The organism is Kitasatospora sp. NPDC051705 (genome assembly GCF_044453265.1).
In the GTDB taxonomy this organism is placed as follows: domain Bacteria; phylum Actinomycetota; class Actinomycetes; order Streptomycetales; family Streptomycetaceae; genus Kitasatospora.
The window spans coordinates 292,437-316,366 of the sequence record NZ_JBITCO010000001.1 but is presented as its reverse complement, the minus strand read 5'-3'; the positions used below and the strand labels follow the sequence as shown (position 1 = coordinate 316,366).

Annotated in this window: 23 protein-coding genes and 1 pseudogene; 12 read left to right on the top strand and 12 right to left on the bottom strand. The window is 74.0% G+C overall.

From position 1 onward, the window contains the following. Positions 1–252: 252 nt before the first annotated feature. The 3 genes from ACIA8Q_RS01415 to ACIA8Q_RS01405 all read left to right on the top strand — a co-directional run bounded on the left by ACIA8Q_RS01415 (position 253) and on the right by ACIA8Q_RS01405 (position 1,928). The gene (locus ACIA8Q_RS01415) at positions 253–1,008 is read left to right on the top strand and encodes a hypothetical protein (RefSeq protein ID WP_396316562.1); all 756 of its coding nucleotides are present in this window, start codon (positions 253–255) and stop codon (positions 1,006–1,008) included. 171 nt (positions 1,009–1,179) lie between these two features. Continuing rightward, positions 1,180–1,431: a UBP-type zinc finger domain-containing protein gene (locus tag ACIA8Q_RS01410; protein ID WP_360206576.1), complete on the top strand. Its 252-nt coding sequence runs from the start codon at positions 1,180–1,182 to the stop codon at positions 1,429–1,431. A gap of 149 nt (positions 1,432–1,580) precedes the next feature. Continuing rightward, the gene (locus tag ACIA8Q_RS01405) at positions 1,581–1,928 is read left to right on the top strand and encodes a DoxX family protein (protein WP_360206262.1); all 348 of its coding nucleotides are present in this window, start codon (positions 1,581–1,583) and stop codon (positions 1,926–1,928) included. A gap of 68 nt (positions 1,929–1,996) precedes the next feature. Here the strand turns inward: ACIA8Q_RS01405 and ACIA8Q_RS01400 are convergent, their stop codons facing one another. Then, positions 1,997–2,290, bottom strand: a complete 294-nt coding sequence (locus ACIA8Q_RS01400; RefSeq protein ID WP_360206259.1) for a hypothetical protein — start codon at positions 2,288–2,290, stop codon at positions 1,997–1,999. A 162-nt stretch (positions 2,291–2,452) separates the two neighbouring features. Between ACIA8Q_RS01400 and ACIA8Q_RS01395 the strand changes: the two genes are divergently transcribed. The 3 genes from ACIA8Q_RS01395 (at position 2,453) to ACIA8Q_RS01385 (ending at position 5,008) form a co-directional block, all read left to right on the top strand. Then, on the top strand, positions 2,453–3,823 hold the full coding sequence (locus tag ACIA8Q_RS01395; RefSeq protein ID WP_396316561.1) for a hypothetical protein: 1,371 nt from the start codon (positions 2,453–2,455) through the stop codon (positions 3,821–3,823). After that, positions 3,780–4,127 (top strand): hypothetical protein, encoded by a 348-nt coding sequence (locus ACIA8Q_RS01390; RefSeq protein WP_396316560.1) that lies wholly within the window; start codon positions 3,780–3,782, stop codon positions 4,125–4,127. Before ACIA8Q_RS01395 ends, ACIA8Q_RS01390 begins: the two co-directional genes overlap by 44 nt. Positions 4,128–4,297: 170 nt before the next feature. After that, positions 4,298–5,008, top strand: a complete 711-nt coding sequence (locus ACIA8Q_RS01385; protein WP_396316559.1) for a hypothetical protein — start codon at positions 4,298–4,300, stop codon at positions 5,006–5,008. A gap of 1,022 nt (positions 5,009–6,030) precedes the next feature. Here the strand turns inward: ACIA8Q_RS01385 and ACIA8Q_RS01380 are convergent. From ACIA8Q_RS01380 to ACIA8Q_RS01370, 3 genes are all read right to left on the bottom strand, one after another. Beyond that, on the bottom strand, positions 6,031–6,603 hold the full coding sequence (locus ACIA8Q_RS01380) for an SMI1/KNR4 family protein (protein WP_396316558.1): 573 nt from the start codon (positions 6,601–6,603) through the stop codon (positions 6,031–6,033). Between the two features lie 140 nt (positions 6,604–6,743). Further along, on the bottom strand, positions 6,744–7,349 hold the full coding sequence (locus ACIA8Q_RS01375; protein ID WP_360206248.1) for a hypothetical protein: 606 nt from the start codon (positions 7,347–7,349) through the stop codon (positions 6,744–6,746). 286 nt (positions 7,350–7,635) lie between these two features. Then, entirely contained in the window at positions 7,636–8,193 is a 558-nt protein-coding gene (locus ACIA8Q_RS01370) for a GNAT family N-acetyltransferase (RefSeq protein ID WP_360206247.1), read from the bottom strand. Positions 8,194–8,541: 348 nt separating this feature from the next. Here ACIA8Q_RS01370 and ACIA8Q_RS01365 point away from each other — a divergent pair, with 348 nt between their 5' ends. Beyond that, positions 8,542–9,213 carry a DUF4097 family beta strand repeat-containing protein gene (locus tag ACIA8Q_RS01365; protein ID WP_396316557.1) on the top strand — a complete coding sequence of 224 codons (672 nt, stop codon included), beginning with the start codon at positions 8,542–8,544 and terminating at the stop codon, positions 9,211–9,213. A 182-nt stretch (positions 9,214–9,395) separates the two neighbouring features. On the opposite strand, the gene ACIA8Q_RS01360 is transcribed toward ACIA8Q_RS01365, so the two are convergent. The 3 genes from ACIA8Q_RS01360 to ACIA8Q_RS01350 form a co-directional block, all read right to left on the bottom strand. Beyond that, a complete protein-coding gene (locus ACIA8Q_RS01360) occupies positions 9,396–10,277 on the bottom strand; it encodes a DUF1906 domain-containing protein (RefSeq protein ID WP_396316556.1) in 882 nt (293 codons plus the stop codon). A 482-nt stretch (positions 10,278–10,759) separates the two neighbouring features. Next, on the bottom strand, positions 10,760–11,338 hold the full coding sequence (locus ACIA8Q_RS01355; protein ID WP_396316555.1) for a DUF6368 family protein: 579 nt from the start codon (positions 11,336–11,338) through the stop codon (positions 10,760–10,762). Positions 11,339–11,678: 340 nt separating this feature from the next. Continuing rightward, positions 11,679–13,259: an FAD-dependent oxidoreductase gene (locus tag ACIA8Q_RS01350; protein ID WP_396316554.1), complete on the bottom strand. Its 1,581-nt coding sequence runs from the start codon at positions 13,257–13,259 to the stop codon at positions 11,679–11,681. Positions 13,260–13,452: 193 nt separating this feature from the next. On the opposite strand from ACIA8Q_RS01350, the gene ACIA8Q_RS01345 reads away from it, so the two are divergent. The 4 genes and pseudogenes from ACIA8Q_RS01345 (at position 13,453) to ACIA8Q_RS01330 (ending at position 15,530) form a co-directional block, all read left to right on the top strand. Beyond that, positions 13,453–14,178 (top strand): TetR/AcrR family transcriptional regulator, encoded by a 726-nt coding sequence (locus tag ACIA8Q_RS01345; protein ID WP_396316553.1) that lies wholly within the window; start codon positions 13,453–13,455, stop codon positions 14,176–14,178. Positions 14,179–14,241: 63 nt separating this feature from the next. Continuing rightward, positions 14,242–14,598: a hypothetical protein gene (locus tag ACIA8Q_RS01340; RefSeq protein WP_396316552.1), complete on the top strand. Its 357-nt coding sequence runs from the start codon at positions 14,242–14,244 to the stop codon at positions 14,596–14,598. After that, positions 14,529–14,936, top strand: a pseudogene (locus tag ACIA8Q_RS01335) (type I-E CRISPR-associated endoribonuclease Cas2); the annotation flags it as partial. The gene ACIA8Q_RS01340 and the pseudogene ACIA8Q_RS01335, both read left to right, overlap by 70 nt. Before the next feature lie 129 nt (positions 14,937–15,065). Next, positions 15,066–15,530 carry a DUF6228 family protein gene (locus ACIA8Q_RS01330; protein ID WP_396316656.1) on the top strand — a complete coding sequence of 155 codons (465 nt, stop codon included), beginning with the start codon at positions 15,066–15,068 and terminating at the stop codon, positions 15,528–15,530. A gap of 139 nt (positions 15,531–15,669) precedes the next feature. Here ACIA8Q_RS01330 and ACIA8Q_RS01325 read toward each other — a convergent pair whose 3' ends face one another. Together ACIA8Q_RS01325 and ACIA8Q_RS01320 are read right to left on the bottom strand one after the other, a co-directional pair. Beyond that, a complete protein-coding gene (locus ACIA8Q_RS01325; protein ID WP_396316551.1) occupies positions 15,670–16,074 on the bottom strand; it encodes a hypothetical protein in 405 nt (134 codons plus the stop codon). A gap of 273 nt (positions 16,075–16,347) precedes the next feature. Next, positions 16,348–17,523, bottom strand: a complete 1,176-nt coding sequence (locus ACIA8Q_RS01320) for a hypothetical protein (protein ID WP_360206222.1) — start codon at positions 17,521–17,523, stop codon at positions 16,348–16,350. Positions 17,524–17,774: 251 nt separating this feature from the next. Here ACIA8Q_RS01320 and ACIA8Q_RS01315 point away from each other — a divergent pair, with 251 nt between their 5' ends. After that, positions 17,775–18,485 (top strand): CHAP domain-containing protein, encoded by a 711-nt coding sequence (locus tag ACIA8Q_RS01315; protein WP_396316550.1) that lies wholly within the window; start codon positions 17,775–17,777, stop codon positions 18,483–18,485. 556 nt (positions 18,486–19,041) lie between these two features. Here the strand turns inward: ACIA8Q_RS01315 and ACIA8Q_RS01310 are convergent. The 3 genes from ACIA8Q_RS01310 to ACIA8Q_RS01300 all read right to left on the bottom strand — a co-directional run bounded on the left by ACIA8Q_RS01310 (position 19,042) and on the right by ACIA8Q_RS01300 (position 23,421). Next, positions 19,042–19,773 (bottom strand): hypothetical protein, encoded by a 732-nt coding sequence (locus tag ACIA8Q_RS01310; RefSeq protein WP_360206216.1) that lies wholly within the window; start codon positions 19,771–19,773, stop codon positions 19,042–19,044. 190 nt (positions 19,774–19,963) lie between these two features. Continuing rightward, complete coding sequence (locus ACIA8Q_RS01305) at positions 19,964–22,549, bottom strand: FtsX-like permease family protein (protein ID WP_396316549.1); 2,586 nt, start codon at positions 22,547–22,549, stop codon at positions 19,964–19,966. Then, complete coding sequence (locus ACIA8Q_RS01300; RefSeq protein WP_396316548.1) at positions 22,543–23,421, bottom strand: ABC transporter ATP-binding protein; 879 nt, start codon at positions 23,419–23,421, stop codon at positions 22,543–22,545. The genes ACIA8Q_RS01305 and ACIA8Q_RS01300 overlap by 7 nt, the downstream gene beginning before the upstream one ends. Between the last annotated feature and the right edge of the window lie 509 nt (positions 23,422–23,930).

Genomic DNA, 23,930 nt, shown 5'->3' with positions numbered 1-23,930 from the left:
GACGGGCTGTCCGTGCGCGGTGCAGCAGTCCGGTCCGCGCCACGGACGGGCAAGGTTCGCGCGGACCGCACGAGGACCGCGACCGCGGCGGAATCGCCCGTTCCGGGTCCCTTCTCCCCGTCGGCTGACGCCCGGGGCGGTGGCCCGGCAGCCGGGGTCAGGGCCGGAGGAGCGTGTCGAAGTGGCCGGGGTCGGACCGGGGGAGGACGTCCAGGGCGCTCTCCGGTAGCGGGCCGTCCGGGTCTGCCAGGCGTGGTAGCCGCCGATCCAGGCGCCCATGACGCGGACGTACGTCTCGACGGCGCCAACTTGCGTCGGGTCGAGACCGAGCCGACGGCACAGGTCCGGCAGCTCGGCCGCCAGTCGCTGGAAGTCGGCGATGCGACGGTCCACTTCGGCGCGGCCCCCGGTGAGTGCACCGCGGCGGCTCAGGCCGCGTTCGTGTTCGAGGACGAGGACGAGGTTGTCCATGTCACCGCGGGCTTGGACCGCTGCCGCCTGCAGGGCCCCTGCCCGACCCCGGTGGGCCGGCCCCGGTTCGTCCCCGGGCCGGCGGGGCGGCCGCCCCGCCCGCTGCGCGGTGTCGGGCAACGCTGCGTGAGGGAAGGGCCGTTGGCGGAGGGCGGGCCTCCGGACGCCTCCGAATACCGGGTCCGCGGAACCGAACGGGCGGGGCGGTCCGGGGAAATCGGCCGCCCCGACCCGGCCCTCCTACGAGAAGCAGTACCTGATGAGCCACAGGACGGCGCCCGCGACCAGGCCGTTCCCGAGGAGCCGGACCCCGTCGTCCGGGTCGCGGCGTGGCTGCGAGCCCGTGCGACCCTCGCGCTGGCCCCGGCGCAGGCGGACCTCTACTGGTGGGTGGACGCGCGCGAGCTGCGACGCGAGAACCTCGTACCGGATTTCGCGGACGCGGTCGGCAGCAACCAGGAACTGCTGAGAAGGGCCCTGAAGACCATCGACGCCGCGCTGTGGGACGACACCGGACGGCGCGACGACGGGCCGTGACCGGGTCGAACGGCCCGCCGACGCTCCGGGCCGGGGACGTCTGCCGGCGTACCGGCCCTGCCGTCGCCGTGCCGCGCGTGGCCGGCCCGTAAGGTGTCTGCCGTGAACGACCGGCATGAGTGGCGTGTAGCGGTGGACCCGGGCCTCGTCGTCCAGCCGACCTGCGGGCACCTGGACGGGCTCCTGGAGGTCCCCGCGGACACGACGCCCGGCTGCGAGGACTGCCTGCGGGCCGGCACCGCCTGGGTCCACCTGCGAGCCTGCCTGAGCTGCGGGCACGTCGGCTGCTGCGACAGCTCGCCCGGGCAGCACGCCTACCACCACGCCCGGGCCCACCACGGCCACCACATCGCCCGCTCGCTCCAACCGGGCGAGGACTGGGCCTGGTGCTACACCGACGAGCTCTTCCTGCGCCCCGCCTGACCGGCCCCGGGACGTCGGCGAAAAATTCTTCGGCCGGGCTGTCACATCCGGCGGGGGCGGCGGGTCAGTGGAGTGTTCGAGCAAGCGCAACGAAGCGCGGCGGGATCCGTCCGCCGGCTCCTCCTCCGCACGGGACCGAGGTACCAACCATGTCTGTCGCCCATGTCGTCCTTGCCGTCGTCAGCGCCCTCTGGGTCGGGTTCTCCGGTGTCTCGCTGGCGCGGCGCGCGGAGTTCGTGACCCAGCCGCTGGTCGAGTACGGGGTGCCGCGTTCGTGGTGGGCCTGGCTGGCGCTGGCCAAGCTCGCCGGGGCGGCGGGCCTGCTGGTCGGTCTCGCGGTGCCGGCCGTCGGCGTGGCCGCGGCGGTCGCCCTGATCCTCTACTTCCTCGGCGCCGTGCTCACCACCCTGCGGGTCCGCTCCTACAGGACCATGCCCTTCCCGCTCCTCTACCTGGCCCCGGTGGCGGTCACCCTGGGCCTGGGCCTCGCGGCCTGACCGTCCCGGCGCCGGGCGGCGGGGCGACCCGCCGCCCGGCGCGCCCGCGCGTCGTGGCGCGAGCGCCGCTACGCCGACTTGCTGGCCGTGCACCAGACGCAGCGATAGCCGTCGAACCGGTTGTGGGAGTCGACGCTGAGGTACTCGTCGATGAACTCCAAGGGGCCCCAGGTGTGGCGCAGTTCGGTATCGCGGCCCCGGCATTTCCGGCATTGCCTGAACCAGAGGCAGTGCTCCGCCTGAGGGGTGCCCCGGTAGTTCAGGAAGATCCCGTAGAGCGCGAAACTGCCGTCGTACCGCTCCCAGGACTTCCAGTCGTGTCCATTGCAGAGCGCCTTGTTGATCGCATTTCCGAGCGGCATGGAAATCCCTTTCCCCAGAGGGAACCGAGGAGGCGAGGCACCCGCGGTATCCCCACGGGAGGAGATCGACATGCGGCGGGAAAACCGGGGGCGACGGAAAACCGGTGGGACGCACCCGCTGCGCCCCGTCCAGAATGGCCGCTGCCGCACCAAGCCGATCAGTTGCTCGCCGACCTCGACCCGCTCTCCCACCCGGAGCGTCAGCGGCTCGTCGTCCGCACGGCCCGGGAGCGCGCCGCCCTCGGCGACCTCACGGGCCTCCTGTCCGGCCTGGAGCGCCACGGCGTGTACGGCCGTCGGCTGGCCGCGCTCGCCGCCTCGGCCGGCCGCGCCACCGGCTTCCTCACCGAGCGGCTGACCGACCCCGACCCGGTGGTCCGCGGGTACGCCCTGCACGCCGCCCGGACCCAGGGGATCGCCGACGAGGCGATCGAGGCGGCGTACACCGGCGCCTCCTGCACCCTGCGCCGCCGGCTGGCCCGCGTTGTCCGCCACGGCCGTCGGCACCGGCTCGCCGAGCGACTGGTGGTCGGCCTGCGGGCCGAGTGGGGTGACGAGGAGGCCGCCCGGCTGCTCTCCGCCTGCAGCCCCGCGTTCGTCGCCCGGACCCTGCCCGAGCTTGCGCACGCCGCACCGCTCGCCCCCCTCGCCGCCCGCTTCCCGGACGAGCTCCTGGACCACCTGGAGCGGGTCCTCGCCGAGCACCCCGAGACGCTGCGGCTGGGGCACTGGCCCGCCCTGGCCGACGTCCTCGGCGCCACGGTGCGCGCCCGCCCCGCCCGGGTCCTCGACCTGCTGGAACGCTTCGGCCCGGACCTCCCGCTGCGCCGTGACCACCTGCCGCCGCTCGCCGCCACGGACGCCGAGCGCACCCTCCGGCTCCTCGCCGACCCGCGGCGCGGCGCGGTCGGGCCGTACACCCTGCCGCCGACCAGTGGCACGCTGCGCCGACTGGTGCGCGCCGACCCGCCCTCGCTCCCCGCCCTGGGCCGGCACTGGCTGTCCGCGCCCCGCTGCCTCGCCGCCCTGCTGCGCGCCCTTCCGCCGGGCCGACGCGACGCGTTCCTCGACCACGTGTACGCCGGGGCCCTCCCGAAGGAGGCCGAACTCCCGCTGCTGCTGCCGCTGTTCCCGCACGCGCGCCGCCATGCCGAAGCGCGGCGGCAGGTCGCCGCCCGCCGTGCGGCCGGCCGCCCCTGGGCGCAGCTCGCCCCCGTCCTGGCGTACCTGCCCACCGATGAGGCCCAGCCGGAGCTGCGGGGCGCCCTCGCCCGCCCCGACGCCGACGACCGGTCCGCCGCCTGGACGGCACTGTTCGCCGGCGCGGCCGTCTCCGGCGACCGGCTCGCCGTCCAGGACGCGCTCGCCCTGCTGCCCCGGCTCCGCAACGAGCAGGACCCGGTGCGCTGCGCGGCGCTGACCGCGCTCGGCCGGGTGCCCGCCCGGCTGCTGACCCCGGCGGCGGTGCCCGTCCTCACTGCGCCGACTGGTGGACCCCACGGCCGGGCCGCAGCCGCTGGCGGCCGCCCTTGACGCGCTCGCCGAGGCCCACCAGGGCCGACCGGCGGCGGCCGCGCTCACCGCGCTGGCGCTGACGCAGGACCACGCCTCGGGCCCGCTGCCGCCATCGGGGACGCTCGACGCGCTGACGCGGACCGCCCGCCGGGCCGGGGACGCCGGCGCGGCCGCAGGACTGTTCACCGTCGCGCTGACGGAGTCGTTCGGAGAGCGACTCGGCTGGCCGCGGGAGTGGCGGGCGCTCCTGCGCGAACTGCGCCGCCATCCCTCGGCCGACGTCCGCGAGCGCGCCCTGGCGGTCGTCACGCACCGGGAGTGACGCGCCGCGGGCCGGCACGCCGGCGCAGCCGGCCCGCTCCGGACGGCCCGCAGCCCGTTCCAGTGACGTATCCGTCCGGACCTCGCCCATTCCGTTTGGCGTGTCCACGCTGCCGGAATCCCTGTGCCTCAAGAGGGCCTGGAGGCCCTGCACCGAAGGGAACCGCCAGCGTGCACCACGTCATCCGCAAGCTCACCCTGCTCGCCGCCGCCACCGCCACGACCGCCGCCGTCACCGTTCTCCCGGCATGGCCCGCCCTGCCCGCGCACGCCGCGCACCGGCAGTCGGGCCTCGCGGAGCCCGGCCCTGCCGAGGTCGCTCGCGCCGCGCTCGCTCCCGCCGAGTTCGGCCCCGCCGCGTTCGGCATCCGCTTCGAGCCGGACGGTGACCCCGGCCAGTGCGGTGGACGGCGCGGCGAGCAGTGGCACGTCAACGGTGAGTGGTCCGACGAGATCCTGCTCGACACCGACGACCGCCCGGGCGGCTGCCTGCTCTCCTTCGGCCTCTTCGACCCGCAGAACCAGCTGGGCTCCACCTCCGTCCGGTACGCCTTCCAGTCCGCCCCCGGTACCGCCCCGGGTCAGTGCGCCAACCAGGGCGACTACCGGATGCCGGCCTCGCCGACGGCCCGCACCTTCGGCCCGGCGATCCGCATCGACACGGACAGCCGGCCGGGCGGGTGCACGCTCACCTTCCTCGTGTCGAACACGGCCTCCACCACCCTCGACATCCGGTACGCCGGCAACGGCGACGTCCGCCAGTGCGGGGGAGCGCTCCCCAACGACCTCCTCACCGCCTCCCCGGGCCAACCGGTGGCGCTCGCCGTCGACACCGACAACCGCCCCGGCGGGTGCCGGCTGCAGCTCCGGCTGAACATCTAGCGGAGCCGCCGGACACGCCGGGACCCTGCGGCCCCGGGGCCGAAAGCGCAGCGGTCCGCCGACGTGTGTCGGCGGACCGCTGCGCGCAGCAGGGCTACGGCGTCACAGGCTGATCTGCCAGGACTGCGCGTAGTTCCAGTCCGAGTTGCAGGCCCACAGGGTCATCCAGGTGCCGTTCGCCATGGAGTTGCCCTTGTTGGTGATGCACTTCGCCCCGTGTAGGTCCGAATGCGGGTCCTGGGGCGAGGCCGGGTGAGCGGCGCGGGTGTCGGTGAGGAGAGCGGCGCGTACCCGCCTGGTGAGTTGAACTTACCTTGAATCAAAGAGCATTGATGCTTCGTCAGTGGCTGCGAGAGGGTTTTCGTGACCGGAGGCCGTGTCGAACGCGGCGGGCCGAACGGATCGGCTGACGCCCGTTCCCGAGCGCTGAGGAGTCCCCCGTGCGTGCTGGCACTTCCGTCCGCAGAGCCCCTGCCCTGGCCGCCTGTGCCGTCGCCCTGGCGGCGCTGCTGTGGCCGGTCGCCGCCGCCGCCTCGCCCGCGGCCAGTCCGCCCTTCGGGACGCAGACCCGGATCGGCCTGTACGACCCCGTCCCGGCGGGCTGGGCGGTGATCGGGCAGAGCCAGTCGACCGGCCAGAAGACCATCGAGTACCTCGGCGGCGCACCGTACCTGGCCAGGGTGGCGGTCCTGGCGAACACCGCGGTCCCGGCCGGCTGGGTGCTGGTGGCGGTGTCCGGCGACGCCCAGACCTCCCAGGTCGTCTACCTCCAGGGCGCGCCCCACGGTGCGACGGCCACCGCCGACGTGGCCTGCGCGATGCCCGGCGGCCGGGTCTACGGCTACGCCGTGCCCGGCGGCTGGACGGTCACCGGCAGCGGCACCAGCGGACCCTGCTCCTACCAGAACCTGCGCTTCCCCCGACCCGCCCCGGGAAGCCGCGGCCCGGTCGCCACCGCCCCGATCCCGCGCAGTCGGAGGGCGCGAGGCCAACCCCGACCACCCCCGGCCGCCGGACCGTCCTCAGTCCTTGAGCATCACCAGTGGCAGGCCACCGCCGCTCCGTGCGCCGCCCGTCCCGCCGACCTGGTAGCGGTCGGCCTCCAGGTCCGCGGCGAAGCGCTCCAGGAACTCCCGCAGGCCGGCGCTCTCGTAGCGGGCCCGCCAGCCCTCGTGCGACCAGTCGATGATCTGACCGCGACGCTCCGGCGTGGGCGGATCCAGGTCGATGCAGATCACGTCACCGTTGCCGATCCCGATGACGGGGATCCACCCGGCGGACCAGGCGACGTCGCGGCGGATCACGCCGTCCTCCTCCCGCTCGTCCCACGGCGGGTCCCCGGCGTCGACGACCCGCTCACGCCAGTCGTCCGCCATCGCGGCGAGCGAGTGGAGCGCGTCGTGCCAGCCGATCAGGACCCCCGGCAGGCCGTCGTGGCAGCGGTAGGACTCCCTGACGTCCTCCGGGAGCTCCACCCCGATCACGGCCTCCACGGCCGCGATCTCCTCCTCGGTGGCACCGGGCGGCATCGCGGCCACCACCTCCGGGGCGATCCGCCCGAGCGCGGCCTCGATCCGCGCCCAGATCTCCTGCATCGGGAATCCCTCCGTCGTCACGACGGACGGAACGTAGCACCCGCCACTGACGCCGGACCGGGCAGCCGCTTCCTCCCGCGTCGGCCCGGGTGGCGTGGCCCCGCTGTGGAGCCACGCCACCCCGGCAGTTCGGCTGCGACTCAGCCCATCGTGCAGGCGAGCTGCGCCTTCACCGCGTTGCGGAGGTCCTCCTGGGCGCGGCAGTCGGCGCTGAAGACGTCCTCCCACTTGGGGCTGATGACGTGGACGTTGACGATCTCGGTGACGACGTCGACGCTCTGGGCCTTGATGGTGTTCTGGGCGATCAGCACCTGCTGAGTCGGTGCCGTCTGGGCGCCGATGACGCCGCCCTCGCCGTAGTAGAGGTTGGTGATCTTGGTGTAGACGGTGACCCGCTTGCCCTGGATGTCGTTGCCGACGATGGCGACCGTCCAGTCCTTGTAGTTGCGCTGCCAGCCGAAGTTGGTCCGCTGGTTCAGGGCGGACACGGCGGCGTACCCGAGCTTGGCGACCCAGTAGTGCTTGATCAGCGGGCGCCCGCCCGGGTGGTCCCGGGGGTGCGCCGGCTCGCCCAGCTGCACGTCGCCGAACCGGGCCTCGTTCGCGATGTCCAGGCGGTCCGCCGCCGAGCTCGAGGCGGGCGCCGCGCCGGCCGGTGCGGCGATGCCTCCGGTGACGGCGAGGGCCGCGGCCCCGGCGACCACGGCCGTCCTCCACGTTCCGACCGGCCGCTGACTGGTTGTCATCCTGGTGCTCCTCGATCTCGTACGTCGACGAACGCGCGGGCACGCCCCCGTGCCCGCCGCCGGGGAACACCCGGCGACCCCGACTCTCGCCGAACCGCATCGGGCGCACATCAGTCATTTGACTGCGAGGTGCGCGTCTGACTGCGAGGTGCGCGTCGCGCGGCGGCCCACGGCGCGTCAGTCATGGCGGACCGGGCCGGGCCGTCCGGTCGCTGCCGGTTCGGCAGCCGGGGCGGCGGCCGGGTCGCTCCGCCCGGGAGAGGCCCGTGTCCTCGTGTGCGTGAGGTCATGTCGACGGCGTGACCGGGGACCGTACGCCGAACCACTGCCCGGCGCCGTACTCCTCGAACCGTGCCACCTCGGTGAACCCCAGCTTCGCCGCGACGCGCATCGAGGCGCGGTTGGCGGTCCGGGTGCAGACCACCACCGGCTCGCGCGGAAACACGCCGGTGAACCAGTCGAGCGCCGCCGTGCACGCCTCGGAGGCGTACCCGTACCCCCAGGTCTGCGGCAGGAACATGTAGCCGAGCTCGGTCTCCCCGCCCTCCGGCCGGACGTGACCCGGACGCCCCGGGTCGCGCGGGTCGAGCGTGATCATGCCGATCATCGCGCCGCCGAGCTCGACCGCGAAGAAGCCGAAGCGCCGCCCGGGCACCCGGGGCATCGCGCGCTCGAGCTCGTCCCGCGGCCGGGCGCCACCGACGTGGGTGCCCACCTCCGGCGAGGCGAACAGCTCGATGAAGGCGGCGCGGTCCCGGGCCTCGGACCCGCGGAGCACGAGCCGTTCGGTCCTGATCGGGGCTGGCGGCCAGGCGGAGGCGGTCACGTCGTCCTGGTCCGGCATGAAGGGCTCCTGATCCTCGCGGCCGCACGGTGCGGCCCGCACGGCGGCGACGCGCAAAAGCCTCTGACGCCGCCACAGATCGAGACGCGTTCCGGCGAGGGTCGGTTGCCTGCGCTCGGAGAGGGCCGCCACCCGCGTGCCACAGCCGTCACCCCGTAGCGTTCATCGCCAGTCAACTGCAACGGGCAGCAGCCTGTCGTTGCGTTAGATTCAGGAGTGTTGCAACGATTTACGCGCTTTCACCTGCGCAAATGCTGATCGGTCGCAACGAGAGTGTTGCCCGAATATGGAAAGCAACGTAGCTTTTCCATCGTCAGAAACGACGAGCGCAAGCATAGGAGAGACATCATGCAGAAGTTCGACACCCCCGCCCCCGTCACCGCCGTCCTGGACATCCCGGCGGGACTCATCCGGCTCACCGCTGCCGACCGCAGCGACACCGTGGTCGAGGTCCGCCCGGCGAACGCCTCGAAGAACCGCGACGTGAAGGCGGCCGAGCGGATCCGGATCGCCTACGCCGACGGAGTCCTGCGCATCGAGGCCGCGCCGGCGCAGAACCGGATCCTCGGCGACGGCGGACAGGTCGAGGTGAGCGTCCAGCTGCCGGCCGGCTCCCACATCGAGGCGAAGGCCGCCCTCGCCGAGCTGCGCGGCACCGGACGCCTCGGCGACGTCGTCTTCGAGGGTGCACAGGCCACGGTCGACCTCGACGAGACGGCGAGCGCCCGCCTCACCCTCCAGTCCGGCGACATCCACCTCGGCCGCCTGGGCGGGCCCGCCCGAATCGGCACCCAGAAGGGCGACCTCACCGTCACCGAGGCTGCCGGCGGCGCCGTCTCGCTGCACACCGAGCACGGCGACATCTCGGTCGGCGCCGCCCGCGGCGTGTCCGCCACCCTGGACGCCGGCACCTCCTACGGCCGCATCCACAACGCGCTGCACAACACCGACGGGGCCGCCGCCCAGCTGACCATCATCGCGACCACCACCTACGGCAACGTCACCGCCCGCAGCCTCTGAGCGGGGCGGAGCTTCCAACGGCCACGCCGACGCGCAACCCCTCGGCCCCACCGGCCGAGGGGCGCGCATGCCACGCCGTGACCCACCGACGAAGGGGGCGGATCATGGTCCGGCAGTGGCTATCACGGCCACCGGGCGGGGGCACTCGCGGGCGGCCGGTCCCGCCCCCCGCCCGGTACGGCTCAGCTGCCGCCGGCCACCAGTCCGTCCAGCGCGTCGCGGTCGACGTTGAGGGTCACGCCGCCGTACGTCTCGTCGGCGCCGCCCCGGTACTGGTGGATGCGGTGGTGGGTCCACAGATCGTCGGGCAGCCCGGCCTGCCCGGTGGTCGTGGGGCGGCCGTCCCAGCGGGCGTACCAGATCGCGTCGGGCATCGGCGCACGTCCGTCCCGGGCGGCCGCGACGACGTCCGCGATGCCGGAGTTCACGCTGGAGTAGAAGCCGGAGCGGTACCCGGCCGCGTGCAGGGCCTCGGTCCAGCCGACGGTGAAGTCGACCACCGCCCGGCTGCACACCTCGTCGCCCGTCGGATAGGCCTCCATGTCGAGGTACACCGGGCTGCCCGGCCCCAGGCCCAGCGCCTGCAGCGCCGCCGCCGCCTCGCCCGCCTCCTCGCCGCCCTGCTCCTCGGCCCGGTCCGGGTCGATCCGCAGCGGTTTGTCGTCCCGCTCGGCGCAGGGCGCCTGGAGCCCGACGTGCGTGGGCACCAGCTTCCACCCCATCGCCCGGACGGTGGCGACCCACTGCGGCGTCAACTGCTTCTGCTCACAGTGGCGTTGACTGCCGCTGCTGTAGATGTTCACCGCGCCGTACGGCGAGGCGGTGCGCCAGGCGGACATCGCCGCCGCGGACGGGGCCGAGCAGGCGTCGAAGCCCGCGCCGGTGAACCGGTACTCCGGCAGCGGTTCCGCGGCCACGGGAGGCGGCGCGGCGAAGGGCGCGGCGAAGGGCGCGGGGCGGGCGGTCGGGGGCGCCGCCGCCGAGACGGGCGCGGCACCGTGGACGGCACCGGCGAGCAGGACGAGCGGAAGCGCCAGGAGCGCGGTCGGTGAGGGAAGTCGCATCCCTCCGTCCTAGCCGCCGACCGCGGGCCCGCCCCGCCAACGTGCCGACGCGCCGCGTCCCGCTCACCCGGAATCACCACACGCCGGGCCCGGGCACCGGCCGGTCCCGCGCCGGGCCGCGCTGATGGTGGGTCTGGCCCTCGTGGTGCCGGTCGTCTCCGTGGTCACCGTCACGTCCGGGGCGTGGCGCGGGACGGGCGGTCCCCCCTGGCGCCTGCGCCTCCGTCGACGTCAGTCGGCGGTGAGCACCAAATCGGCTATCAGGAAGTGGAGTTGCATGTCCTCGGTGGACTCCGCCCAGAGGCCTTCGGTGTCGAGCGCGGATGGTGCGACCATCCGGGCCTCGGCGACGATCTCGGGATGGCCGCCCAGGACTGCGGGTGGCCCGCCCGCCAGCGGGCCGGCGTGCTGATCGCGGCACCGGTGCTGAGGCTGCGCGGACACCGTCGCCCGGGCCGACGGCTGAGAGCCCCGGAGGTCGGCTACGTGACCAGGTGGAAGTCGGGATGCCGAAGCCAAGCTGCCAGGAACTCCACGTCACCGACATGCCGGAACCAGCGGCCGGCGCCGCCCGTGTCGTAGGAGACCTCGGCGACCTTCCCCGGCAGGGAGGCAACCAGCGCCCTCGCCCTGGCCAGGTCCGTCCCGTCGCCAGTGTCATCGCGCGGGACGGGGTATCCGAGAACGCCGTCGAAGTCGACCGGCGAGCCGAGGCGCCGGGCCATGGCGAGGGCGAGGTGCCCGAGCAGCAGATGGTTCTCCCGTCCCGAGCAGCCGGCGGAGACGATCAGTCCCTTCACCGGCGGCGTCGAGAAGGCCGAGTAGTCCTCGTCCTCCGCCGGCAGGCACTCGTCCTCCGACAGGAAGAACCCGCCGGCGTTTCCCGGATCGAAGTCCCTCAGCCCCAAGGGCGAAGCGTCGCGCACCCGTAGGGCCAGACCGCCACCGGCCTCGATCTCCACCGGCTCGCAGAAGGTCTCCAACCACGGGACCATGTCGGCCAGAACGTCCTCGAACGCGCGAGGTCGGTGGAGCCACAGCCCGACTGCCGGTCCCGACACGATGCCTCCCGAAACGTGCGGCCCGGTGCCCCCGAGCCACCCCGGTTCTACCAGGTCCTGGACGTACGCGCGTGGTCGTTTCCGGTAGCGGGGGCGGCGCAACTCCGGGCGGTGCAGCGGAGCCCGTGACCACCGCCCGGCCCGGTGGGGCGGGCGGTGGCAAAGGCTGACCCCCGCGGGTGGGCGGGGAGGAGGCTTTGCGATCCGCGGTGTGGTCGGGGCATCGCTGCTTCTTGACCGATCGTCGCGGGCCCGATGCCGGCTTCGGTCGACTGAAGTGGCGTCAAGGAGCCAGCCCTTCCTGCCAAGCGCGGCCCCGCCCGGCCCACGCTTCGGTTGCTCACCCCGCAGGCTCGTACGCGACCCCGTGCGGTGCGCCGGCCCATCGGCGGAGGGCGGCGTCGAGGTGGGTGACGGTGTCGGGGTCGGCCGTGTCGCAGGCCCAGGCGACGACGCCGTCCGGGCGTACCAGCACGCCCGCCGGCGTCGACGGGCCGTCGTCCGCCACGCGGCGCACGCGTCCGGCCCAGGGGGCGGCGTGGCGGGCGAAGGTGCCGTCCGGAGTGCGATCGAGCAGCAGGAATCCGCCGGTGTGGCCGTGGTCGGCGAGGCGGGTGCCGTCGTTCAGCCGGAGGTCGGGGGCGTACCGTCCGATCAGCGGGTGGTCGCCGGGCAGGTCGATGTGCTGGGTGACCCCGGAGATCTTCTTGACCGCGTGGGTGGCGCCGGACGGGGTGCCGAGGAGGTCGGCCACGACCTCGCGGAGTGCCGCGGACTTGGCGTCGCCGCGCAGCACGCCGATCTGGGCGCGGGTCCAGTCGAGTACCCAGGCGCCGAGGGGCCGTCGTTCGGCGTCGTAGGTGTCGAGGAGGTCCTCGGGGGCCCGTCCGGTGGCCACTGCGGCGAGCTTCCAGCCGAGGTTCATGGCGTCGCCGACCCCGAGGTTGAGCCCCTGGCCGCCGAACGGCGAGTGCACGTGCGCGGCGTCGCCGGCGAGGAGTACCCGGCCCGACCGGTAGGAGGCGGCCTGGCGGGCGTTGTCGGTCCAGCGGGTGGCGGCTCCGCGCAGTGCGGTGAGTGTGACGTCGGTGCCCGAGACCCGGCGGAGGCTGGCCTGGACGTCGTCGAGGGTGACGGGGGCGGTGCGGTCGTGGTGGGCGCCGTCGAACTCGACGGTGACGACCCGTCCGGGCTGGGGCCCGTAGCGGTACGCGCCCTGGGCGGACCACGCCCAGCCGTCCGCGAGCTTCTCCGGGTCGGCGATGTCGACGACGGCCAGGTGGCCGGTGAGTTCGGGGTCGGTGCCGGGGAAGCCGATGCCCGCGAGGCGGCGTACGGTGCTGCGCCCGCCGTCGCATCCGACCAGCCAGCCGGTGCGCAGGGGGCCGACGTTGGTGTCGACGAGGACGCCGTCGCCGGTGTCCTCGAACGCGGTGACCTCGACTCCGCGTCGCACCGGTACGCCGAGCCGCGCGAGGTGGTCGGCCAGGAGCGCCTCGAGTTCGCGCTGCGGCACCAGGCGGGCGCCCGCGGCGGCGGTGTGGTCGGCGAGGTCGGGGTCGGACCAGTCCACGAGGTCGGGGTCGAGGACCATGCCTGCGAAGTGCCCGGTGAACCGCGTCTCGCCCGCCTTCCGTTCGGCAGCCGGCTGGTGCCGACCGTCGGCGGGCCGTTGCCGAGCGTCGGTGGGGCGGGTGGGCGGCCCCATCCGCGCGAGCAGCTCCCGCTGCACCCGTTCGGCGGCGGGCAGCAGGCCGCGGCGGTCGAGCGCCTCGGCCGTCGGGATGTTGATCCCACCGGCCTTCATCGACTCGTCCGGCTCGGTCCGCCGCTCGAGCACCTGCACGGCCGCCCCGGCGAGCGCCAGCTCGGCGGCGAGGACGAGGCCCACCGGCCCGGCGCCGACGACGGTCACGTCCACGGTCTCGGCGCCACCTGGGCCCGTGCCCTGCGCAGTAGCCCGAGCGGCGGCCCGATCCGGGCCGGGCTCCGGGCTCGCATCGTGCTTCGGGTCCTGCTGGATGCCGTTGGTCGGATTCACGGCGTGCTCCTGTCTCTCGTTACGAACATCGTTCTATTAACGAACAGCGTTCGTGTCAAGCTATGATGGTCGGGTGAACCCGAGAGAGCGACGCGCGGCGCGACAGCAGCCGCCCAACCCCGAGGCCGAACCCGCTGACACCAGGCGGCGGCGCCGCACCGCCCCGATCACCGTCGAGCAGGTCATCGACACCGCGCTCGGCGTCATCGCCACGGAGGGCTACGAGGCGCTGACCATGCGCCGACTGGCCGGCGCACTCGACACCGGGCCCGCCTCGCTCTACGCCCACGTGGTCAACAAGGCCGACCTCGACGACCTGCTCATCGGACGGCTCTGCGCCGAGCTCGACCTGCCCCGGCCCGACCCCGCGGCCTGGCAGGAACAGATCCGCGGCGTCTGCACCCGCATCCGCGACCAGTACCTCAAGTACCCGGGGATCTCCCGGGCCGCCCTCGCCATGGCGCCCACCGACCTCGAGACCATCCGCGTCAACGAAGGCCTGCTGGGCATCCTGCTCGCCGGGGGAATCGCCCCGCAGGCCGCCGCCTGGGCCGTCGACGCCCTCCTGCTCTACGTGGCCGCGTACTGCCTCGAACTGTCGATCGTGCGCGAGCGCTCGGCGCACGAGGACGACGCCTGGGTCCTCGACCGCGACGAACTGCTCCGCCGCTTCGCCGCCCTGCCCGCCGCGACCTTCCCCCATACCACCCGCCACGCCGCCGAACTCACCGCCGGAGAGGGCCACGACCGGTTCGACTTCACCCTCACCCTGATGATCAGCGGCCTCGCGCCGCGCTGAACGTTCCGTCCGTCGGATCCGATGGGTCCGCCCGGTCGGTCACGGCGCCGTACGCTCCGAGGCATGCACACCACCCTGACGGAACACGCCCGGTGCGTCTTCGGCGACGAGTACCGCCCCGCGCCCGAGTGCGCCGGCAACCACGAGGAGTTCCTCTTCGTCGAGCGGCTGACCTTCGCCGACGCGGACTCCATCCTCGCCATGCTCCGCGAACTCTGCCCGCACATCGTCGACGGCGAGCTGCCGGTCTGGGTCCGGAACCTCGCCTACCGCCTGCTCCTCCTCCAGCGCCCCGACGACCCGGAGCTGCTGCGCGAGGCGGCCCACAGCCTCTACCTGCACGGCCCGGACTGGGACGCCATCGCGGCAGACCTCCAGGCCCGGGCCGACGCCCTGGAAGCAGCACGCCCCCGGCCCTGACCGGCGGCCGGGCCCTCGTCCGACGCAGCCCGCCGGGGAGTTCGCAGAGCCGGTGGCTGACCCGGCGTTCGCGGAGGACGACGCGGTGGCGAAACGCAGCGGCCTCCTGCGGCACGAGGCGGCGACGCACCGGAGGTTGGTGGAGAGTCCCTGATGCCGGACGAGGCGATGGTGGTGGCCGCGGCGCGGTCCCCGACCACGTCCGTGGCGCCCTTGCCCGCCGGCTCGTCGAGGTCGCCCCCCAGCTGTACGTCGGCACCGCCTCCGCCAGGGTCCGTGAGCAGCTGTGGCAGGCCGTCGCCGGCTGTGTCGGAACCGGTGTCGCCGTCCGCGTCCGGACGGCCGGCGGCGAACAGCTCCGAACCCGAGGGGCAGGAACCGGCGAGGGCGTAGGACCGATGCGGGCCAGGTACGTCCGAAACGGAATCGCGGTGACTTCCGACCCGATGCCGTCTACTGTCCAGCGGGTGAACGCCAGCGACACCGATCCCACCGACACTCCCGCCCTCACCATCCGCTCCCGGGACGACCCGACCACCCAGGTGAGGCTCTCCGACCGCTACTTCCCCGACGAGTACGGGACCGGCTTCGCGATGGACCTGCGCGCCGAAGGCCTCCAAGCCCGACTCGGCTCGGTCGTGACGTGGCTCTGGGATGACGAGTATCTGGCCGACTTCCTCGACGCACTCGCCGCCGACTTCCGCGGCTGGGAGGGCGAGCGCACTTGGAGCACGCACCACCTCGCCCTGCGGGCAGTCTTCCGGCCCGGCGGCCACGTCGGCCTGACCTGGACCCTCCGGCCGCGGAGCACGCGCGAGGACTCCTGGGCGGCCTCGGTCACCACCTGGCTGGAAGGCGGGGAACAGCTGACCGCCCTTGCCGCCGACGTTCGCCGATTCCTCGACCGCGGCGATCCGGCGGGAACCCGCTGAATTCTCGGTGTCACGGCGCAGAGTTTCGCCGGGCGATCCGCGTGCACCGGCGCCTGAACCAGGTCAGTCCGGTCAGTCGCCCTCGACACCCGTGCCGTCGTCGGTTGTCCCGAGACCGCCAGGCGGAGGGCCATGCCGGTCACGGGACGCCGTCGATGGCTCCGGCCGAGCGAAGTGATCGCCCGAGGTCCCCGGTGAGGGCGCGGGGGTGCCGTCGCCACCACCACAGGTCGGGGCCGGGCAGTCGGTGGAACTGCTCGAGCGCCTGGCCGTCGTCATCGACGGTCGCGGCCCGGTACCGCCCGTCCAGGGCTCTGATCCGAGGAGTCCAGAGCTGGACGACGTGGTCGTCCAGCAGGAGCCATGCCTCGTGGAGCCAGTTCCGGCAATATAGGTCGTTGGTGTACTCGTAGATGTCGTCGTCGTAGCCGCGCTCGACGGCACTCACCAGGGCGGCCCACGCGTTCACCCTGTCAGCGACCGTGAACACCGTCCGCCAGCCACGTCGGTGCAACAGCTCGCCCACCTCGGTTTCAGTGGCCATGAGCGTGAGGCTCTCATGCCGGAACCCCTCGGGCCACTGAGGTGAAGTCCGTCAGAGGCTGACGATCCGCGGGACCGAACCGAACGGAACCTGACGCTGTGACGGCCCTCCCCGCGTTCGCTCCAGGCCTGCCCGCATCGCTGCACCGACGGCACGCCGATCCGCAGGGCCTCGGCGCGGATGGCGCGGCGGTGCCGCCCGGCGGGCCGGGCCTCGCCAGCGAATGCTCCGGGCACGCCGTCGCGCGACGGGCCGACACCCCTTGGCCGTGCGCTAGTCGAGGAGGTCGGGGCGCCAGATGGTGGGGCTGGTGGGGTAGACGCTGGCGGTGGGGGAGACGTTGTAGGCGGCGTCGGTGGCGTCGGCGGCGACGACCCGGCCGAGGGCCTGGTAGGAGAGGGCGGTGGGCTGGCGTTCGGAGGTGCAGTCGGCGGGCGGGGTGAGGACGGTGGTGCCGGCGTCGAGGTCGATGACGTGGGCGGTGGCGGCGCCCGGGCAGGGGTGGATGGTCCCGGCGCGGGCGAACTCGAGGTGGACCTTGGCCCGGGTGGGGGCGCTGGCCCGGTTCGTCACCTTGAGGGCGAAGGAGACCCGGTCGGCCTCCACCAGGACGCAGACCCGCCAGGTGACGACGTCGGGGCCCTGGAAGGGGCGGCTGCAGCGGCTGTCCTCGCCCAGCGTGCCCTTCTCGACGCCGGGGCGCTCGGTGGCCGGCGCGGGTTGGACGAGGGGCGGCCGTTCGGTGGCGGGGGTGCTCGGGGCGGCTCGTCCGGCCGGGGCGGGGCGAGTGGCGGGGGGTGCCTGGGGAAACGGGGGTGTCAGGGGAACCGAGGTCGTCGTCGGGGACGCGGGGGACGTGGGAGACGCGGGGGATGTGGGGGCGACGGCGTCGGCGGAGTCCTCGACGGGCGTGGGGGCGGAGCCGCCGAGGAGGTGGAGGCCGAGGAGGCAGAGGAGGCCGAACAGGGCGCAGGCGGCCGCGGCGGTGAGTGCGCCGGTGAGTCGGCCTGCGGTCCGGCGGGCGCGGGCCTGGCGGTGGGGGCGGCGGGCTGTGGTGGGCAGTGAATCGGTGGCCGGGGCGGCGGGTGGCTCGACCGGTTCGGGCGGCGCGGCCGGTGAGGCGGCGCGGCGGGTGCTGTCGGTCCGGTCGAGGCAGTCGGCGGCCTTCTCCCAGGCGGTGCGCAGCGAGCGGCGCTGCGCGTCGGTGAACCGGCCGCTGCCGAGCATCACGTCGAGCACCTGAGCCGAGGGCAGGGTGTGGCCGGTCAGGACGCGGTGCCAGGTGCTCTTGCCCACCGGGCGGCCGGCCTTGGTGGACCGGTTCTCCAGTGACCGCCCCTGCAGGTCCAGCTGAGCCGTCAGCGTGGCGATCAGGCCGGTCCACTCCTGGACGTCCGGCGGGTGCGGAAGGGGGATCGCACGCCCCCGGGTGGGCCGACTGCCGCTCATCTGCCTCCTCCTCGCGCCTTCCCGGCGACCCGCCGCCGTCCCAAGTCCGCCACGTCGGTGCAGGTCACAGGCGTGTGGGACGGACGGGCGGGCTCTGGGACACCTGGGACCGGCCCAGGCTACCGACGGCGCCCCGCCCGGTGGCATGGTGATTGCCGTCGGCGCTCGCCGACGCCTCCCAAATCCCCGTCCCGGCCCGGGACTTCCTTCGCCGTGCCCGGGCGGGGAGTGAACCCGAAGGAGTGATCCCCGTGAACCAGGACCACCGCCGCGCCACGGACCGCACCACGGAGCGCGGCACGGACCGCGCCTCGTCCCGTGCTCTGCCCCAGGCGGTGCCCCTCGCCCGGACGGGGCGCGTCGTCGGCACGCTCGTCGCCGCGCTCGTCGTCAGCGGCGTCCTCGGCGTGAGTGCCGGCGCGGCGGACGCCGCGGCCACCGGCGGCGGCACGGACGCGAGTGCCGTCACCAGTGCCCCCGCCACGCGGGTGGGCTCCGCGCTCCGCGACCGGATCGTCTCCGTCGCCCGGGGCGAGGTCGGGGTGCGGGAGGGCAGCGCGGAGTGCGACAAGTACTTCCCGGGCGGGAGCCACACCTGCAGGACCTCCTGGTGCGCGGCCTTCGCCGAGTGGACCTGGCGCAAGGCCGGGGTCAAGGAGGTCCCGACCGACCTGACCGGTCGTGGAGTCGGCGCCTGGGGCCAGAAGCACCACCTGTGGCACGACCGCGGCGCGGCCCGGCCCGAGCCCGGCGACCTGGTGGTGTACGGCAAGCCGGCCCCACGGGAGACCGGCGGTCACGTCGCCGTCGTGGTCGCGGTGCACGGCGACGGGACGATCGACACCGTCGACGGCAACTACGGTGACAAGGTCACGTTGCGCAGCCACCTCGACCCCGAGCACGCGACCGGCGGTGCGAAGGGCCTGCCCGTCACCGGCTACGTCACCCCGCCCGGCGCATGACGGCACGAGGCGCCTGACGGTACGCAACGCCTGACGGCAGCACGTAGGGCCTGACGGTACGCAACGCCTGACGGCAGCTCGTCGGGCCCGACGGCAGGCGCCGCCCGACGGCCGCAGGAAACGCGAGAGGACCCGGGAGCGTAGCCAGCTCCCGGGCCCCTTTTTGCCGCCCAATTGCGCACACCGGCACGTTTAAGGGTCGCGGATCAGATTGAAACCGACGCGTTCTACCTTTGAACTACCGTGCCACGGAGCGGCACAGACAGGACTTGAACCTGCATTCGTCGATATTCGTCCGCACCCGGTCGATCCGGCGTTCGGCGGCGAATGCTGAGACTGGAGCGAGAATCTGAGTTTGAGGGGGCCTGCCTCTGCCTGGCTTGGGCTACCCCGGCCCGTGGTGCCGGGGGGAGGATTCGAACCTCCACTGTGACCCCTTGGTCAGCTTCAACATCAGTGTCAGCTTTGCGCGCCGTGCAACGCACCCGCCCGGCTCGGCGGGCGAGGTGACGTGCTCGGCGCACCCGCCCGGCTCCCCGGGCGGGCGATCATGGGGCTACCTGAACAGGTAGCCGAAGACGGCGTCACCCACCCGCTGGTCGGTGACCTCCACCGCGTTGGCCTCCTCGCGGGCGAACTTGACGGCCTGCTGGAGCTTCTCCACCCGCTCGGCGAGCTCGTTCACCCGACGGGCCGGCAGCGCGCCGGAGAACTTGACGGTGGTCCAGTAGCCGACGGCGATGTCCTCGTAGTACACCTCGACCTGGGCCGGGTGCTTGTCGGTCGCCTCGGCCTTGACGTGGTTGCGCGGGACCTTCTTGGTCCGGATGGTGCGCACCGGCTCGGTCTTCCAGGAGTCGGTGGACGCGTCCAGGTTCCACGACTCGGAGGCGTCCAGCACCGGGAGCTTCTTCACGAAGGTGAAGAGGTCGGTGAGCTGCTTCTCGAGGAAGAGCAGGTACGGCACCGGGACTCGGGCGAGCAGCACCTGGCCGTCCACGACCACGTCCGCACTCGCGCCGACGTTGGCCCAGTCCTTGGTGGCCGTCACGTCGAACAGCCGGGTGAGGGTCACCGCGGTGGACCGCAGGACGTCCTCGGCCTTCAGCTGCACCCGGGTCGACTCGGGAGGCAGCTGCTCGCCCTCCTCGTCCTTGGGCTGGTACGCACGGGAGATCCCGGCCAGCAGAGCGGGCTTCTGCAGATCCTGATGGGCCTGCGTCAGCTCCTGGAAGGACTTCGACTTGACGCCTTTTTCGACGGCGATGATCTGGTTCAGCTTTGCCACGTCGAGGAAGCTATCAGTATCGAACTGATCGGCGATACCCGATTTCTGATCCCTACTGATTCACCACGTGTTCCCTACCGGTCGCCCCTCCTCAGTCGCCCGACCGGGTCAGCCGAACCGACCTGCGGAACCGATCGGTCCCGTCCGGTCGGCTCGTCCGATGGGCCCGTCAGATCAGCGCTCCGCTTCGCTATTCGCGCCCGCCCGCCGCCTCGGCCGCGCGCCCGCGGGTCGCGCGGACGGTCGCCGACGAGGCGGCGGCCACGGTGACCACGGCGCAGAGCGCGACGGTCGCGCCGATCTGCCACCACGGGACGACGGTCGGTGCGTCGGGCACGAGTCGGCTCAGCGAGGCGTGCTGGGTCGCGGCCGCGGCGACGGTCGCCGCCGCCGCGAGGGCGGTGCCGACGAGGACGGCGACGGCGGACTCGGCCGCGACCACCCTGACGATCTGGACGCGCACCGCGCCGGCCAGGCCGAGCAGCGCGAACTCCCGCCGCCGACCGGCCATCGCCATGACCAGCGTGTTGGCGACCGCGATCAGCGCGTAGGCCAGCGCGATCCCCAGGATGACCACCGCCGCGGTGTCGGTCTGCTCGGCGGCCTGCGTACGGCGCGCCTCCAGGTAGGCGTCGTAGGTCGCGAGGTGCGCCCCGGAGCCGGTCAGCGCCCGGCGAACCGCGGCGGTCTGCCCCTCGTCGAGCGGACGCCCCCGGCCCGTCTCGGAGTCGAGGTAGGCCTGGGTCGGCGCCGGTGTGCCGGTCACGGCGGCGGACAGGTAGGTGTCGTCGCCGTGCAGGCCGCGGGCCACGACCGCCGCGATGACGGTCGGCACCCGCACTCCGGTCGGCAGCAGGGCCACCACCTGGTCGCCGACCGCGAGGCCGTCCGACTCGGCCGCGTGCTCGTCGATGACCAGGAAGTTCGCCGGCGGTGAGGCGAGTGAACCGGAGCGCACGGGCGGGGTGATGGTGGTGCCCAGCGCCGCGGCGGGCACCGCGAGGGTGCTCAGCGAGTCGATCTGATCGCCGGCGGCGGTGCCGATCCGGACGTTCATCGAGGTCACCGGGGTGACCCGGACCCCCGGGACCGCCGCCAGCCGTTCCAGCGTCCCGGCGTCGATCCCGGAACCGCCCGGTACGACCACGCCCGCCGTGTGGACCTCCTGCTGCTGGCGGGCGAGCACCGCCGCGTCACCGGACCGCTGCATCGTCAGCAGCGTGCCGACCAGCCCGACGGCCACCACGATCGGTGCCACCGTGGCCGCCGTCCGCCGCCGGGCGGTGAGGACGTTCTCGCGCACCAGCAGCGGGCCGGCCTTGGCGGAGCCGCGCAACGGGCCGACCAGCAGCCGGGTGACCGGACGCACCAGGACCGGTGCCAGCAGGGTGAACGCCCCGACGTAGAGCACCGGGACGGCCTCGTACTTGCGCGCGCTCGCCGCGAGGTACGGCTCGGTGCGCGCGATGACGACCCCCGCGGCGACCGCGCCGACCAGCATCCCGGCCCCCAGCAGCCAGCGGACCGGCGTCATCGCACGCCGCTCCACCACGCTCTCGCGCAGCACCTCCACCGGCCGGACCAGCGAGACCCGGACCAGGGTCGAGGCCGAGCCGGCCAGCGCCGCGGCCACGCCGAGGACGAAGGCGACCAGCAGGGCCGGCAGGCCGATCGGGATGGTGAACCAGTCCGGGGCCACGCCGTGGCCGAGCATCCACGACCGCAGCGGCACGGTCCCCAGCGGGGCCAGGACGCAGCCGACGGCCGCGGCCGCCACTCCGATCAGCAGCGCCTCGCCGAGCACCATGCGCCGCACCTGCCGGGGCGAGGCACCCACCAGCCGCAGCAGCGCCAGCTCACGGCGGCGCTGCTCGGCGGCGAACGCGAAGGTCGCGGTGACCACGAACACCGCGACGCACACCGCGAGTCCGGTCGTACTGCCGGCCATCGCCTGGGCGTCGGCCAGCGCCTGCGCGCCGCCGGTGGAGTCGGGGTCGAGCCGGGTCAGGTCCGCGCCCCCGAGGACCACGGCCCGTCCGGCGACGGCGGCCGCGAGCCGCCCCGGGTCCTGGTCGGTGACCAGCGCGTTGACGCCGGGGGAGAGGCGCTGCGCCTCGGCGTCGCCGAAGAAGACCGCGCTCTCGAACCAGAGCGCGTCGGTGACGCCGACCACCGTGTAGCGGCGGGGCCCGCCGGGCGCGGGGGCGCCGGAGGCTGTAGCGCCGGAGACTTCGCCGAGGGAGGCGGCGCCGTCGGAGGCTACGCCGTGGGACGCTGTGCCGGTGCTGGTGCCGGTGCCGGTGGCCGCAGTGCCCACCTCCACCGTCCGGCCGACCAGCGACTCCGCGCCACCGGTGACGGCGATCTCGCCCGCCGCCTGCGGGGCACGCCCGGCGAGCAGGCGGTAGCCCGCGAAGGCGGCCGAGGACCAGGGGTGGCCGGTCCGGCCCACCTGGCTGGTCGCTCCCGAGGAGCCCGCGTCCAGCCGGACCGGGAAACTACGGTCGGCGGTCGTCGTCCCCGCCGCGGTCACCTGTGCGACGACCTCGGCCGACAGCACCGCCGGGGCCTTCATCGGCTGCCCCTCGAAGCCCAGCGGGGCGACCACCGCCGCGGCCGCCCTGAACCGCTGCGGCCCCGGGTGCGGCGTGCCGAAGGTGGCGGCCAGGGTCAGCGCCATCATGCCGATCATCGTGGTGCCGAGCGCGAGGGCGACGAAGGCGCCGAGGAAGCCCGTGAGGCGGTGGCGCAGCGTGGCCAGGGCGAGGCTCAGCACGGCTTCGCCCGATTCCCACCGAGGCCTGCCTCGTTTCGCCGTTCGCTGTTTAGCCGTTCGCTTTCCGACGGCCCGTCCATTCCGTCCCGGGCGCCCGATCCCGGCCCGCCGCCCGGCTCCAGGGCCGTCATGCGCAGCGCCACGCCCTCGGCCGTCGGCTCCAACAGCTCGCCGGTCACCCGGCCGTCGGCGAGCAGGACCACCCGCTGCGAGTAGGAGGCGGCCACCGGGTCGTGCGTCACCATGATCACCGTCTGGCCGTGCTGTTCGACGACCCCGCGCAGCAGGGCCAGGACCTCGCGCGCGGTGCGCGAGTCCAGGGCGCCGGTGGGCTCGTCCGCGAAGATCACCTTGGGCCTGGCGGCCAGCGCACGCGCGATGGCGACCCGCTGCTGCTGGCCACCCGACAGCTCGGCGGGCCGGTGCTCGCCGCGCTCGGTGAGACCGACCTCGGCCAGGCCCCGCTCGATCGCCGCCGGATCGATCGCTCGGCCCGCCAGTCGCAGGGGAAGCTCGACGTTCTGGCGGGCCGTCAAAGCCGGTACGAGGTTGAAGGACTGGAACACGAAGCCCATGTGCGCGCGACGCAGCTCGGTCAGGGCGCGCTCGGAGAGCCTGTGCAACGGCGCGCCGTCCAGCAGGACCCGGCCCGCGTCGACCCGGTCGAGGCCCGCCGCGCACTGCAGCAGCGTCGACTTGCCGGATCCCGACGGGCCCATGATGGCGGTGAAGGTGCCCGCCGCGAAGGCGACGTCCACCCCGTCGAGCGCCCGCACCGAGCTGTCGCCGCGCCGGTACGCCTTGTGCACACCGATCAGGCGGACGGTGTCGGCCACGCCCGCGTCCGCCGCGGTGCCGGGTACGGGGCGCACAGCCCGCGTCGGTAGAGCCCTGTTCCGGAACACTCGCTCGCCATCTCCCTGGATCCGACGGCCGGTTGGACCGGCCGGGCGGCAACGATCACCCGCCGCACCCGACGCTAGGCCCGCCAGCGGCGCCCGCACCTCCGGACTGCCCCTGATCTCGACCCTGAGGAACCCCTGACCTGTAGCGCCGACGGGCAGCAGGGCGCGCCCCGAACCTGGGCTCTCCCGCCCGTGCCGCAACTGCGAATGCCTGTAGGGGTGTTGGCGCCGTCGCCCCGGTCGGAAGGGCCGGACGAATCCCAACTGCACGTCAGCGCAGGCCCGCTCCCTCCTGTGGCCACGCCGGGCTTCCCGCCTTCGGCCCGCCGCGCCGGCCAGGCTCGGCAGGTGCGGGGTACTCGGACAGGATCCGCCGCGCGCCCCCGGCCGGCCGGCAACCGTGGCTCCTGTCATGGGTTCCCGAGCACGGGAGAGCAGCAGGAGTTCACCAGCGGGGTGACACCGCACCCCGGTGG